This is a genomic window from Novosphingobium sp. SL115 (assembly GCF_026672515.1).
Lineage (GTDB): Bacteria > Pseudomonadota > Alphaproteobacteria > Sphingomonadales > Sphingomonadaceae > Novosphingobium.
Genome location: NZ_JAPPRG010000002.1, coordinates 2885326 through 2898303 on the forward strand (window position 1 = coordinate 2885326; position 12978 = coordinate 2898303).

Here is a 12978-nt window from a genome sequence, read left to right on the forward strand (position 1 = left end):
CGGCAACTCGGTCCATCGAAAATCGATGACCGACAATGACAACCCGACTCCGCACGAACTCGTCGACCGCCTGCTCGAACTGCTCGACGTAAAGGACCACGGCGGTGACCGTTTCGAAGGCCGCCGCAAGATTGGCGGCGTGGGCCGCGTATTTGGCGGTCAGGTCATCGGGCAAGCATTGGCCAGCGCCGAACGCACCGTGGCCGATGATCGGCCAGTCCATTCGCTCCACGCCTACTTCCTGCGCGGCGGCAACGAAGACCATGAAATTGATCTCAAGGTTGAACGCGATCTTGATGGCGGCAGCTTTTCCAACCGCCGCGTCGTCGCCAGCCAGTTGGGCAAACCCATCCTCAACATGGTGGCATCGTTCCACAAACGCGAAGATGGCGTCTATCACGCTGAACCCATGCCACAGGTGGCCGGGCCGGACGATCTTGCAAGCGAAGCCGAACTGCGCCTCCGTCATGCCGATCAGGTGCCAGAAAAGCAGCGACAGCAGATGCTGCAACCTCGACCCATCGAATTGCGCCCGCTGGAATTGCGGCACTGGATGGGTGGCGGGCCGCAGCCGCCACTGGCCCACACCTGGTTCCGTTCGGTCGCAGCCCTGCCTGATGATCCGCGCATTCACCGCGCGGTGCTGGCCTATGCCAGCGACATGACTCTGCTGGGGACATCAACCCTGCCGCACGACATAAGCTGGGCCAAAGGCAACATGATGGGCGCCAGTCTGGACCACGCCATCTGGTTCCATGATGATTTTCGTGCCGATGAATGGCTGCTCTACGCCTGCGACAGCCCATGGGCTGGCCGCGCGCGCGGCTTCAACCGGGGCCGTATTTACACCAGCGACGGGCGGCTGGTCGCCAGCGTGGCGCAGGAAGGCCTGATCCGCCCGATCAAGTCAAAGACGTCGACCTAAGGCAGCGGGCAAACTCGCCCACCAAGGCGCGGTTGTGCCACCATGGCCAGTGCAACCCGCCCCAACGAGGCCGCATCGGGTTTTGCGGCAAGATCACTGGCAACATGTTCGAACCGGCGGCAATTGGCAGGGTCGGTTGCTCCACCGCCATAGCGGTTGCCCAATTGCGTCGTATAACGGTCAAAGGCATGGCCCTGCCCGGCATGAAACGTGCGCAAGTGCCGGTCAGCGGCCGCGAACGCGCGCTGATGCGCCCCCAGCATCGCCTCATAGCCCGGGGCAATGTCCACACCGATCGCCCTGCAGCGCAAACTGACCGCCATCATCATCGCGCCAAATTCCTGCACCCGCGCGGCGGCCAGCGTCTGCCGATCAAGGCATTGCTCCGCCTGCACCGGACTGCCTGCAACCAGCCCTGCCAGCGCAGCCGCTATGACCAGCCGCCTCATTTCGAAGCGACCACCTGACAGGCGGTTACCGGCACCGCCATGATCGCGTCGAACTGTCGCACCAGGGCCGCCTGACGGCTATATGTCACGGCTGCGACCTGCTGCTGATAATCGCGCGCTTCTGCCGCCAGCGCATTCATTGGTGCAGGATCGCGCGCAAGCTGGTGGCTGTCATACAGGTCCTGCAGCGCTTTCATATGGGCCACCGCTGCGGCATTGTTGGCCCGCGCCTGCTCCAGCACCGGCTTATAACGCGCTTCATGAAAGGCATTGCGCTGCTCTGCCGAACAGAATGCAGCGGGCAACGGCAGATCGACGACATCGTTCAGCAGCGGCCTGCGGGGCAAAGCGAATCCCTGCGTTGCGGCCACTTGCGCGATGCCTGCGTCCACGTCCTGCGATTTGGCCAGTTCCGCCAGTAATGCTGCATCAGACGCATCAGGCGCAGGCGGCGCAGCGCTCACCGCCGCTGGCGCAACAGCCGTCACCACTGCGGCCACAACGGGCCCAGCAGCGGGCACAGGTGTTTCCACAACCGTCTTGCGCAAGTTCGTCACTTTCACCCGCGCCAACGCGCTGAACGTGCCCGCCGGATATTGCTGCAGATAGGCCTCATACAGCGCCGGATCATCGCTGCCCGCCACCGATTGCCAGAATGTCAGCTCAAACGGTGTGCCTACGCCGTTGCTGGCCCCATTGGCACTTTGTCCTGCCGCTGGTGCAGCGAAACCGATGGATAGCGCGATGATCGCGCCCGCAATTGCGGTTCTGCCCGTCATGTCCCCAAATCTCCGTCCCGTGTGGCGTGCACCGCATCCCCATGCAGCGCGTGCCATGTCCCGCGTATATGCAAGCGCCCACGACCCTGAAGCCTGTGCAAACAAACACGGTTACCGACCCGGAAACGCAAATCACCCCTATCGCCATGGCATTCCCGCCACAGCACCCTTCAGCCACCCTCAGCCGTTCGGGTGGTAGAAATCATAGATCGTCTGCGCCACCGCCGCACTTACCCCCGGCGCGCGTTGCAAATCGTCCAGACTGGCAGCGCGCACTTTGCCTGCCGTGCCGAAGTGCAACAGCAACGCCCGCTTGCGCGCCGGACCGATGCCGGGAATTTCGTCCAGCGGGCTGGCGGTAATCGCCCGGCTGCGCTTGGCGCGGTGCGCACCAATGGCATAGCGGTGCACTTCATCGCGCATCACCTGCAACTGGAACAGCACCGGCGAATTGACTGGCAGCATCTTTTCGCGCCCATCGGGAAAGTGGAACACCTCGCGCCCTTCGCGACCATGGTGTGGCCCCTTAGCAATGGCGATCAGCGGCACATCTTCGATGCCCAGTTCGCTCAAGGCCTCTTTCACCGCGCTCATCTGCCCCTTGCCGCCGTCGATCAACACCAGATCGGGCCACATCCCGCCATCGCGATCAGGGTCTTCCTCCTGCACTTTGCCAAACCTGCGCGTCATCACTTCACGCATCATGCCAAAGTCGTCATTGGTCTGCGCGGTCTTGATGTTCCACTTGCGATATTGCGCTTTAACAAAGCCTTCCGGCCCCGCCACAATCATCGCACCCAGCGCATTGGTGCCCTGAATGTGGCTGTTGTCGTAAACCTCTATCCGCTGCGGTACTTCGGCCAGTTCCAGAAACTCGGCCAGTTCACGCATCACCTTCGCCTTGGTCCCGCTTTCAGCCATGCGCCGGTCCAGCGCTTCTGTGGCATTGCGCTGCGCCTGTTCCATCAACCGCCGCCGGTCGCCGCGCTGCGGCACGGAAACTTCCACCTTGCCGCCAGCGCCCTCGGCCAGCGCCTCGGCCAGAAGGTCCGCTTCGGGCAGTTCCCGGTCGACAAGGATCAATCTTGCAGGCGGCACTTCTTCATAGAACTGCGCAAGGAATGCGGTCAGCACCTCCTCCTCGCTCAACCCTTCTGTATGGCTGGGGAAGAATGCGCGGTGCCCCCAGTTCTGGCCCCCGCGAATAAAGAACGCCTGCACGGCCACCTGCCCGCCCTTGGTCGCCATGGCAAAGACATCGGCATTGCCCACGCCCTCGGCATTGATCGCCTGGCTGCCCTGAATGAACGTGGCCGCGCGCAAACGGTCGCGCATCATCGCCGCGCGTTCAAAGTCCAGATCTTCGGCGGCCTTGTGCATTTGCGCTTCAATCTCGCGCTGCACCGCACCCGATTTCCCGCCAAGAAAATCCTTCGCCTGCCGCACCAGATCGCCATAGTCCGCCTCGGAAATACGGTCGACACAAGGAGCCGAGCAGCGCCGAATCTGATACAGCAGGCAGGGCCGGTCGCGCCGCGCCATGAAGCCATCGTTGCAGCTTCGCAGCAGAAACAGCTTCTGCAGCGCGTTGATCGTGGTGTTTACGCTGCCCGCGCTGGCAAACGGCCCGTAATAATTGCCCTTGGCCTTGCGCGCGCCACGATGCTTGCTAATTCGCGGAAACGCATGATCGGCGCGCAAAAGGATGAATGGAAACGATTTATCATCGCGCAGCAGCACGTTGTAAGGCGGCCGGAACCGCTTGATAAGCTGCGCTTCCAGCAACAGCGCCTCAGCTTCGGAATTGGTGGTTATAATGGTCATGCTGCGGGTCTGGCTGACCATTCGCCGCAACCGGTTCGACAGGCGCTCCACCTGCGTATAATTCGCCACCCGGTTCTTCAACGCACGCGCTTTGCCCACGTACAGCACGTCACCACGGGCATCCAGCATTCGGTAAACGCCGGGCTTGGGCTTCAGCGTCTGCACCGTATCGCGGATCACTGAAACGCCAAGGTCGATGTCCGGCTTGTCCGCCCCGCGCACGGTTATGGCCGCACGATCTTCATGGAACCGTTCGGTATCGCGATCAGGTGTGGTTTCGGGCTTTTTGGCCATGACGTGCCCAGCAGATAGTCACTCCGCAGTCCCGCGCAATGCCCGGCCCGCCGCTTTCCCCAGCCCCGACCGACCTTGAAACTCACCGCGCATCGGAACCCGACCCGCCGCCTATCCGTATTACCCCGGGTCGGTCCTTTTCATCGTTTTAGCGCCGCCAGGCGCAGAAACGATGAACAGTCGGGAAAGCATTCAAGTCACACAAAATGAAACACTTCCTTCCCCCATCGGGAACCCTCACTGGCAAACGCGCCGCCGCCCGCGTGCGGCTGCACCTGCCAGCGCGTGTCGAATTGCTCACCGGCACGCAGAAATGCTTCCTCGAAGATCTTTCGGTCAGTGGTGCCGCCATCATCCCGCGTGATCGCTTGCCCAGAATCGGTGATTCTGTTGTCGTCATCTGCAACCCGATCGATGCCTTTGGCGTCGTGGTCTGGGCGCGGCACGGACGTTTTGGAGTAAGCTTCGATGAACCTCTGCCCATGACGCAGGTCATCGCCCTGCGCCATGTCGCGGATGACTTTGCCGACTCCGAACGCGAACGCTTCCGCGAAGAAGCCCGCGCGTGGGTGCAGGGCCGCGCCTGACAGATACCCCGTCAGAACTGCTTGCGGAATTCCAGTTCAAACACACGCCCGCGCGGATCAAGATAGCCCGGCTGATAGCGGATCGGCACAGCCCCTGTATCATCAGTCACGCGCTGCTGGGCGTTGAACACGTTGTCGACGGCAAGCGAAACCCGCGCGCCTTTGAAGAACGGCACGTCTTCCACCAGTTTGGTCATCCGTCCCAAATCGGCAAACAGCCGCATGTCGAACGTGGCAATCGGCGCAAAGCGCAGTGTGGTTGATCCCGGCGCACCGCTGGCGTCAATGCGCGAACCGCCGGTATAGCTGCCGCTCGCCCGCAGGCCGAACCCGCGATAAAAGCCGCCGCCTTCCATTTCAATGGAATGGCGCGCCACCCCGCTGCTGATCGCATCACCCTCCAGCAGGTTCAACACCGTGCCGCCGGGCGCAATCTGCACAGACTGCTGGAACCGCACCGTATGATAGACTGAAAGGTTCCAGCGCCCCCGTCCGTCAGAATTGAACCCGCCGGGACCACGCGGGCCACCACCACCGGGAGGCGGACCACCTGCCCCTGCACGCGGCGCCCCACCTGCTGCAGGCGGCCCACCCGCACCCGGCGGAGGTGCGCCCGCAGGCCGCATTCCTGCCAAGGGGCCGCGTTGCATATTGGGATCAGGTTTGCCGAAATTGCCCGAAATATTCAGGCCATATCGCATCCGCGCGCCCTTCTCTTCGGCAAAGGTCACGCCGCTCTGGTCAACAGATACGATCCGCCCGTCGGCATCGCGCACCACCCGTCCCGGAAACGCTGCCTCGACATCGGCGGTCAACAGCGGAAAGCTGTTGCTGGTATTGGTCGACCGGTTGCGGAAATATTCGGCCACAAAGGTCGAATCCTTCAAAAACGGCAACTTCCAGTTCAATCCGAATTTCCAGTCACGCTGCCGTTCCTTGACCAGATCCGGATTGCCGCCGCTTATCACTGTCGCCAGCACGGTTTCCCCGCGCGTGAAATCATAGATCGAGACATTCTGCGTCACCGTGGTCGGCCCGCCCAGTTCCGTCAGCGTCGGCGCCTTGTCCGCCGCAACGTAACTTGCCTGCAACGTCAGCTTGTCGGTGGGTGAATATGTCAGCCCACCGCCCCAGTTATACAGCGTGCCAAAGTCGGAAAGACGGTGAATTTCGGCATTGGCGTTGATCGAAATATCCCCGATCCCGCTGCCAAACCCTTCCTTGCGACTGGTAATCGGCACATCAATGCTGAACCCTGCCTGCGCATCGCCGCGCTTCAGGTTGATTGTGCCGGTCGTGCTGCGCGTATCGCTGCTTTCGATTCCCGAATAATCGAACCCTGCCTTCACCGTAAGCGCCACTTCGCCACCCGGCAGGCGAAATCCGCGCCCGCTCAATGTCGCAAGGGTGGTCAGCGAATCCGTTTTCGACAATGCCCGGTCGGCATCGACATAGCCGTTGTTGTCGATAGCAGTCTTCGTCTCGACATGCCCGCCATCGGCTGTCAGCGCCAGAAACCAGTCGCCCAGCGGCTTGTTCAGCGCGGCGCCGCCCTGCAACGTTGTGGTGCGGGTGCGCGTTGCCAGCGCCTGCAATTCACCCGTATCGGTTTGCACAATCGTGTTCAGCCCGTTCAGGCTGCGCGAATTGTCGCGCTGAGCCAGCATGTTCAGGCTCAGCCCCGCGCCATTCCCAAGCGATCGCGCCAGTGTGGCATTCAACTGCGCAGACCGGGAATCATCAATCAGCGTGCGATAATCTGCCGCAGCAGCACCTCCTGCCGCCGACTGGACAATGCCGCGCTCTGCTTCGGTCAGCGGGCTTGCGTCTTCCAGCTTCCCGGTCACGTTGATGCGGTTACCGCCAGTAATTTTCGCCAACGTGAATTCCTGCTCCCATTCGGTAAAGCCGCCGCCACTGGGCAGGCGCAGTTCGGTTTCACTGCCGTAACTGTTGAAGCTGTCCTTCAGGATAAAGTTCACCACGCGCTGGTCGGGCCGATAGCCGAATTTCAGCGCCACTTCTTCGGGCAGCACTTCCACCCGGCGGATCGCCTCAGGCGGCAGCCCACGCATTTCCCGGAAACCCGAAATGCGCATCCCGTTCAACAAAATCACCGGCATTCCATCACCACGCCCACGCCCGGACGACGTCTGCGGCGAAATCGCGGTCAGCAATTCCTGAATCGATCCCACGCCATATGATGCAATCGCCTCTTCATCGAACACCGCCACCGGCGGTTGGGCGGCATCGACCTGACCCTTGATTCGCGTCGCCACCACCAGAATCTGCCCCGGCTCGCCAACAATCGCTGTGTCGTCTTCGGGCATGCCCGCTTCAGGGATACCGGCTTCGTCTGGTGCGGCATCACCAGCCTCGGCATCCGCGCGCCCTTCCATCTGTGGCATTTCCTGCACTGCATCATCAGTGCCGCCGGTCACATCCTGCGCCAGCGCCGGATTTGTCGCCACAAGACAGATGGCCAATGCTGCCAGCGATGCCGCGGTTGTTGTCTTCACCGTTGTAATTCCCTGAAAAATACTTGCGCCAACTATCTGCCCCGCAAGGCTGTAACGCCTGTCAACGCGGTCAATGGCCAGACGGTCCCGCCCGAACAACGCGCATTTGGTATCATTTTGTCGCATTGCAGCATGCTGAACGACGAACGACACAGGCGGTTCGACCGATTTTCTCAGCCCCTTCCCTTTTGCGCCGTTCAGCGCTATGGGCCGCCCCAAGCATGAAGACACGCGGATCATCCGCGCCTTCTGTGCATTCCTGCACAAGCATAGTAAAAAGGCATCCGAACCCGCCGATGGCGAAAGAAGAACTCCTAGAGATGCGCGGCCAGGTCGTGGAACTCCTGCCCAACGCGATGTTCCGCGTCCGCCTTGAAAACGACCACGAAATCCTCGGTCACACCGCTGGCAAGATGCGCAAGAACCGCATCCGCGTTCTGGTCGGTGACGAAGTACTGGTCGAATTGACGCCTTATGACCTTACCAAAGGCCGCATCACCTATCGCTTCATGCCCGGTCGCGGCGGCCCCGGCGGCTTCTGATGGCGGGCGACCTGTCGCCCTCCACACTGCCTCCTCTGACCATGGCCCCCGCACCCGATCTGGTTCTGGCATCAGCCAGCCCGCGTCGGCTTGAACTGCTGGGGCGTTTGGGCATTGCGCCCGCGCGCGTTGTCGCCACCGATATCGACGAATCCCCGCTCAAGGGCGAACGCCCTCGCAACCACGCGGTGCGCCTTGCCGCGCAAAAGGCGCGCGCCGCCGCCGCGCTTGCGCCCGGCTGCGTGATCCTTGCGGGCGATACCGTGGTCGGCGCCGGTGCGCGCATCCTGCCCAAGGCTGAAGACGAAGCCACTGCCCGCCAATGCATCGCGTTGCTGTCGGGCCGCCGCCATCGCGTCTTTTCCGCTGTCGCCGTCATCACCCCTGACGGCACCCTGCGCGAAGCCCTGTCCGAAACCATCCTGCGCTTCAAACGCCTCTCCGATGAAGAAATCGAGGCCTATATCGTCGGCGGCGAATGGCACGGCAAGGCAGGTGGCTATGCCATTCAGGGCAGTGCCGAGGGCTTCTGCGCATGGCTTTCAGGCAGCCATTCGGGCGTCGTCGGCCTGCCGCTTTACGAAACCCGTCGCCTGCTGCTTGCCGCCGGAATCCATGCCCGCTGAATGGCTGATTGAACACGGGATCGCCGAAACTCGCGCGATCCTTGCCCACGAAGGCCGCATCCTTGCCGCCCGCGTCGATTGGGCGGAACCCATCCGCCCCGGCCTTGTCGCACAAGCCCAGCTTATTGCTCGCCCTGCAGGCACCCGGCGCGGCACCGTGCGGCTCGATAGCGGCCACGAAGCGCTGATCGAACAACTTCCCCGCGACGCGACCGAAGGCACGACGCACACCATCCGCATCACCCGCGCCGCGATTGCCGAAAGGGGCCGCACCAAGCTGCCCGTCGCCCGCCCCGCCCCCGGTGAAGCTCCCCGCCCTGCGCCTGCACTGGCGCAAGACCTTGCCGCCACCGGCACACCCGTCCGCACCCTGCCCGTCACCGAAAATGCTTTTGCTGCCCACGGCTGGGAAGATCTGGTCGAACAGGCGCTGTCAGGCGAAATCGCCTTTTCCGGCGGCACCTTGCTGGTCTGCCCCACGCCTGCCATGACGCTGATCGACATCGACGGTTTCGCCCCGCCCGCACAGCTTTCCCTTGCCGCAGTCCCGGCCATCGCCAGCGCGCTGGTTCGCCTCGACATTGGCGGCAATGTCGGGATCGACTTTCCTACCATACCCGACCGCGCCGATCGGCAGGCGGTCGATGCCGCTCTAGAAGCCGCCTTGGCCGCCAATGGCTGGCGCGGCGAACGCACCGGCATGAACGGCTTCGGCTTCGTCCAGCTCGTCTCCCGGCTTGAACGCCCCTCGCTCGTCGCCCGCTTCGCCCGCCACCCTGCCGCCGCCTCGGTCCGCACCCTGCTGCGCACGGCTGAGCGCGTGGCAGAGCCCGGCGCACTCCTGCTCACCGCCCATCCACGCACGCTCGACGCGCTCACGCCTGAATGGGAAGCCGAACTTTCCCGCCGCACTGGCCGCATCATCCGCCGTCATCCCGATCCTGCGCTTGCCCTTCACGCCGGATTCGCGCAGGCGGTGCCGCTATGACCGTCGCTCCCATCAAACGCTGCCCGATCTGTGCAAAACCGCGCAGCGAAGCCCACAGTCCGTTCTGCTCCAACCGCTGCCGCGACCGCGATCTCGTGCGCTGGCTGGATGGCGGCTACGCCCTTCCCGGCCGACCTGTGGATGAAGACCCCGAAGACTGATCGCGAATTGCAAATTTCCTGCATTGGGGGCTTGCCAAGCCCGTCCCCCTTCGCCATAGGCGCGCTTCCAAACGGCAGACGGTCTTCCTAAAGACCCCCGCCAAGGCGATGCCCGGGTAGCTCAGTTGGTAGAGCAGCGGATTGAAAATCCGCGTGTCGGCGGTTCGAATCCGTCCCCGGGCACCATTGGAACCTTCCAAAAAGTCCCGACAACCGGCACCGTAATTGGTCGGCACCCTTTGTGGTCGCTATGCCATGTAAGACAAAGCCTCAAAACCGCGCCGCATCGTGATAACTGACCGGGGGATACCGGACTTTTTCCGTCGGCCATGATTTGTTAGCTTTCGTTATGGTATGGAAATCCTTCGTGGCGTTGCGCTGCGGCTGGATGGGTGCACCTTTCGCGGAGCAGTGATGATCGTCGACGACCGCCTTGAAACCGTGCTGCGTACGACCGTGGCCGGCAAGACGGCAGCACGCACGCAGTTGCGGCAGATTGTCGATCTGCTGGGCACCGTGCCGCTGGCCGATTGGAATCAGCGCCATGCCGCCGCGCTGGAACGCGCCGATTTGCTGGCATCCACTTTGTCCGATGACGAATGCGCCGCCATATTGCGTGCCGTTCCGCACCGCTCCGCCGTTCTGGCCTACCATTTCGGCAATGGCAGCCCGCGCGTTGCGTCAGCCTCAATCGCCGCAGCAAACCTGTCAGAAGAGGACTGGCTCGCCCTGATCCCGCGCCTGCCCGTAAGGGCGCGCGGTTTCGTGCGGCATCGCAACAACCTGACCGAAAAAGTGCGTGAACTTTTGTCGCGCCTTGGCGTCGATGATTTCCTTCTGTCAGCACCACCCGTTGGCAACGCAAACGACACGGCGCTGGACCTTGCAGGCGCGGCTGATATCGAAATCGTGCAACCTGCACCGCAAACTCCTGCGGCCGTTGCCAAACAGCCTGCTCCCGCCCAACCCCCAGCCCAACCCATCTTCGCGGCACAAGCCGAGAACGAGGAAGGCATCGGTGCCATAGTCCGCCGCATCGAAGCCTTCCGCCGCCGTCGTGATGAGCGTGAGGCAGGCACTGCAAAGGCGATTGACGCGCCATCGAATGCTGCATGGGCAGGCGTTGCCCCACTGCTGCCGTTTGTTGACGACCACGGCAACCCGCCAGCCCTGCCCGCATTCATCGACGTGCGCACAGATGCCCATGGCATTGTCACGCAAGCCAGCATCGAACCGGTCGGTATGTTGGCTGGCAGCCGCCTGTTCAACGCCAACCCCGCCAGTCCGGTGCATTGCGATCCCGGCACAGCTTCGGCATTCCGCATGCACCAGCCGATTCGTGGCGGCCAGATCAGGATCGAAGGTGCGCCGGGTGTTGCTGGCGACTGGCAAGTGGACGGCACGCCCGGCTTTGCGCGCGATGGAGGTCGGTTCACCGGCTACCTGCTGCGGCTGCGGCGCATCCAGGCCGTGGTTCAACCAGATCGTACCGCCCTTGCCAGTGCGGGAGAAGCGGATCGCTTGCGCCAGTTGCTGCATGAACTGCGCACGCCGATCAACGCGATTCAGGGTTTTGCCGAAGTGATCCAGCAACAGGTGTTTGGTGCTACACCGCATCAATATCGCGCCATGGCCGCCAGCATCGCATCGGATGCAGCGCAGATGCTGGCCGGGTTCGAAGAAATCGAACGTCTGGTGAAGCTGGAAAGCCGCATGCTGTCGCTCGATCCGGGTGAGGCTGATTTTGGCGGTGTCGTCGCGCGGCTGGTGGAACAAGTTTCACCCGTATTCGCCGCGCGCAATGTGCGCCTTACTGTATCGCTGAATGGCCGCGATATGATCGTGAACTTCGCGCCGGAAGAAGTTGAGCGCGCGGTCTGGCGCGCCCTGTCGGTCATCACCGCCAGTGTGGCACCGGGCGAACGCCTTGCCATCGAACTTGCCGCCACACTTTGCGACAACGTCCGGACGGCTTCACTGGCCATCACCCTTCCTGCTGCCTTGCAAAAGCTGGATGATGCCGCGCTGTTTGCACCCGATGCCGGCGGCACCAGTGGATTGACCGCATCTTCCATGCTCGGCAACGGTTTTGCCCTGCGTCTTGCCCGCGCGGAATTCATGGCAGGCGGCGGCGTGCTGCGGCGCGAAGGCGCACGTCTGCGCATCGATCTTCCCTGCAAGACCGATGACAGTCATACCGACGATGACCACACTGTTGCCCCTGTGGCCTCCAGCGCGGCGGCAGGCTGAATGTCCGGAGATACAGTGAACCAGCGCCCCGAAATCCTCCGCATGCCCAACGATGCGGATATTGTTCGTTTTTCACGGGATTTCGGCACGCGCTTTGTCATCACGGTCGATACCGAAGAGGAATTTGACTGGAGCAAGCCGCTTGACCGGACCAGCCACGGGCTTGACCACGTGCCGCGCCTCGCCAAATTTCAGCAGTTCTGCGAAGGTTTCGGAATCGTCCCGATCTATCTGATCGACTACCCTGTAGCATGTGACCCGCGCGCCGCCGAAATCCTGCGCGACGCCATTGCCGCGGGACGCGCCGAAGTGGGGGTGCAACTTCACCCCTGGGTCAGCCCACCGCATGACGAAGACGTCAATGTCCACAACAGCTTTGCCGGCAACCTCTCGCCCGATCTGGAACGCGCCAAGTTCCGCAAACTGCGCGACACCATTGAAAAGGCGTTCGGCGTTGGCCCGATGATCTATCGTGCCGGTCGCTATGGCGTTGGCCCCGCAACGGCTGCAATCCTGTCCGAATGCGCCATCGCCATCGACACCTCCGTCCGGTCGCGCTTTGATTACAGCGCCACCGGCGGCCCGAACTTTCGCGATCATCCGCTGTGCCCATGGTGGATCGACAAGCGCGGCGGGTTGATGGAAATGCCGCTGACCACGATGTTCTGGGGACCGCTGCGCCGCTATGGCCAGAAGATCTACCCGGCACTGTGGCGCGTGCCCCGCCTTCGTGGCGCACTGGCCCGGCTTGGCCTGCTTGAACGTATTCCGCTAACCCCGGAAGGCGTGACCATGGATGAAGCGATCAAAGGCATTGATGTGGCGCTTGAAGAAGGACTGCCCATCCTTGTCTTCTCGTTCCACAGCCCCTCGCTGCACCCCGGCCTGACGCCTTACGTACATAATGATACCGATCTCGATTCCTTCTATAACTGGTGGCGTGGCGTATTCGACCACTTGCAAAAGCGCGGGGTCAAACCGGCCTGCGTAAAGGACGTGATGGCTGCCGCCGAAATCTGAATGGCAAAATCAGA

Annotated in this window: 12 protein-coding genes and 1 tRNA gene; 9 read left to right on the forward strand and 4 right to left on the reverse strand. The window is 62.5% G+C overall.

Features of this window, described 5'->3' with window-relative positions:
- Positions 1-25: 25 nt before the first annotated feature.
- On the forward strand, positions 26-925 hold the full coding sequence (locus OVA07_RS15440; protein ID WP_268172392.1) for an acyl-CoA thioesterase: 900 nt from the start codon (positions 26-28) through the stop codon (positions 923-925).
- Here OVA07_RS15440 and OVA07_RS15445 read toward each other — a convergent pair.
- From OVA07_RS15445 to uvrC, 3 genes are all read right to left on the reverse strand, one after another.
- On the reverse strand, positions 922-1374 hold the full coding sequence (locus OVA07_RS15445; protein ID WP_268172393.1) for a hypothetical protein: 453 nt from the start codon (positions 1372-1374) through the stop codon (positions 922-924). The two genes, OVA07_RS15440 and OVA07_RS15445, sit on opposite strands and share 4 nt — an antisense overlap.
- A complete protein-coding gene (locus tag OVA07_RS15450) occupies positions 1371-2153 on the reverse strand; it encodes a hypothetical protein (protein ID WP_268172395.1) in 783 nt (260 codons plus the stop codon). Before OVA07_RS15450 ends, OVA07_RS15445 begins: the two co-directional genes overlap by 4 nt.
- A 180-nt stretch (positions 2154-2333) precedes the next feature.
- Positions 2334-4271: an excinuclease ABC subunit UvrC gene (gene uvrC, locus OVA07_RS15455; protein ID WP_268172396.1), complete on the reverse strand. Its 1938-nt coding sequence runs from the start codon at positions 4269-4271 to the stop codon at positions 2334-2336.
- A gap of 206 nt (positions 4272-4477) precedes the next feature.
- Between uvrC and OVA07_RS15460 the strand changes: the two genes are divergently transcribed.
- Positions 4478-4858 carry a PilZ domain-containing protein gene (locus OVA07_RS15460; protein WP_268172397.1) on the forward strand — a complete coding sequence of 127 codons (381 nt, stop codon included), beginning with the start codon at positions 4478-4480 and terminating at the stop codon, positions 4856-4858.
- Positions 4859-4869: 11 nt separating this feature from the next.
- Here the strand turns inward: OVA07_RS15460 and OVA07_RS15465 are convergent, their stop codons facing one another.
- Entirely contained in the window at positions 4870-7377 is a 2508-nt protein-coding gene (locus tag OVA07_RS15465; protein WP_268172398.1) for a TonB-dependent receptor domain-containing protein, read from the reverse strand.
- Positions 7378-7673: 296 nt separating this feature from the next.
- Between OVA07_RS15465 and infA the strand changes: the two genes are divergently transcribed.
- The 7 genes from infA to OVA07_RS15500 all read left to right on the forward strand — a co-directional run bounded on the left by infA (position 7674) and on the right by OVA07_RS15500 (position 12964).
- Complete coding sequence (gene infA / locus OVA07_RS15470) at positions 7674-7919, forward strand: translation initiation factor IF-1 (protein ID WP_039338683.1); 246 nt, start codon at positions 7674-7676, stop codon at positions 7917-7919.
- A complete protein-coding gene (locus OVA07_RS15475; protein WP_268172402.1) occupies positions 7919-8545 on the forward strand; it encodes a Maf family protein in 627 nt (208 codons plus the stop codon). The genes infA and OVA07_RS15475 overlap by 1 nt, the downstream gene beginning before the upstream one ends.
- On the forward strand, positions 8535-9533 hold the full coding sequence (locus tag OVA07_RS15480) for a ribonuclease E/G (protein WP_268172403.1): 999 nt from the start codon (positions 8535-8537) through the stop codon (positions 9531-9533). The genes OVA07_RS15475 and OVA07_RS15480 overlap by 11 nt, the downstream gene beginning before the upstream one ends.
- Entirely contained in the window at positions 9530-9694 is a 165-nt protein-coding gene (gene yacG, locus OVA07_RS15485; RefSeq protein ID WP_268172405.1) for a DNA gyrase inhibitor YacG, read from the forward strand. Before OVA07_RS15480 ends, yacG begins: the two co-directional genes overlap by 4 nt.
- Positions 9695-9804: 110 nt before the next feature.
- Positions 9805-9880, forward strand: a tRNA-Phe gene (locus tag OVA07_RS15490).
- Positions 9881-10108: 228 nt separating this feature from the next.
- On the forward strand, positions 10109-11944 hold the full coding sequence (locus OVA07_RS15495; protein WP_268172406.1) for a sensor histidine kinase: 1836 nt from the start codon (positions 10109-10111) through the stop codon (positions 11942-11944).
- Positions 11945-12964, forward strand: coding sequence for a polysaccharide deacetylase family protein (locus OVA07_RS15500; protein WP_268172407.1), 1020 nt, complete (start codon positions 11945-11947; stop codon positions 12962-12964).
- The last annotated feature ends 14 nt before the right edge of the window (positions 12965-12978 follow it).

Bases quoted from the DNA above. Each gene is read 5' to 3' on its own strand.
- OVA07_RS15460 (WP_268172397.1), top strand. From the start codon at position 4,478: ATGAAACACTTCCTTCCCCCATCGGGAACCCTCACTGGCAAACGCGCC.
- OVA07_RS15440 (WP_268172392.1), top strand. From the start codon at position 26: ATGACCGACAATGACAACCCGACTCCGCACGAACTCGTCGACCGCCTG.
- infA (WP_039338683.1), top strand. From the start codon at position 7,674: ATGGCGAAAGAAGAACTCCTAGAGATGCGCGGCCAGGTCGTGGAACTC.
- OVA07_RS15475 (WP_268172402.1), top strand. From the start codon at position 7,919: ATGGCGGGCGACCTGTCGCCCTCCACACTGCCTCCTCTGACCATGGCC.
- uvrC (WP_268172396.1), bottom strand. From the start codon at position 4,271: ATGGCCAAAAAGCCCGAAACCACACCTGATCGCGATACCGAACGGTTC.
- yacG (WP_268172405.1), top strand. From the start codon at position 9,530: ATGACCGTCGCTCCCATCAAACGCTGCCCGATCTGTGCAAAACCGCGC.
- OVA07_RS15445 (WP_268172393.1), bottom strand. From the start codon at position 1,374: ATGAGGCGGCTGGTCATAGCGGCTGCGCTGGCAGGGCTGGTTGCAGGC.
- OVA07_RS15480 (WP_268172403.1), top strand. From the start codon at position 8,535: ATGCCCGCTGAATGGCTGATTGAACACGGGATCGCCGAAACTCGCGCG.
- OVA07_RS15495 (WP_268172406.1), top strand. From the start codon at position 10,109: ATGATCGTCGACGACCGCCTTGAAACCGTGCTGCGTACGACCGTGGCC.
- OVA07_RS15500 (WP_268172407.1), top strand. From the start codon at position 11,945: ATGTCCGGAGATACAGTGAACCAGCGCCCCGAAATCCTCCGCATGCCC.
- OVA07_RS15450 (WP_268172395.1), bottom strand. From the start codon at position 2,153: ATGACGGGCAGAACCGCAATTGCGGGCGCGATCATCGCGCTATCCATC.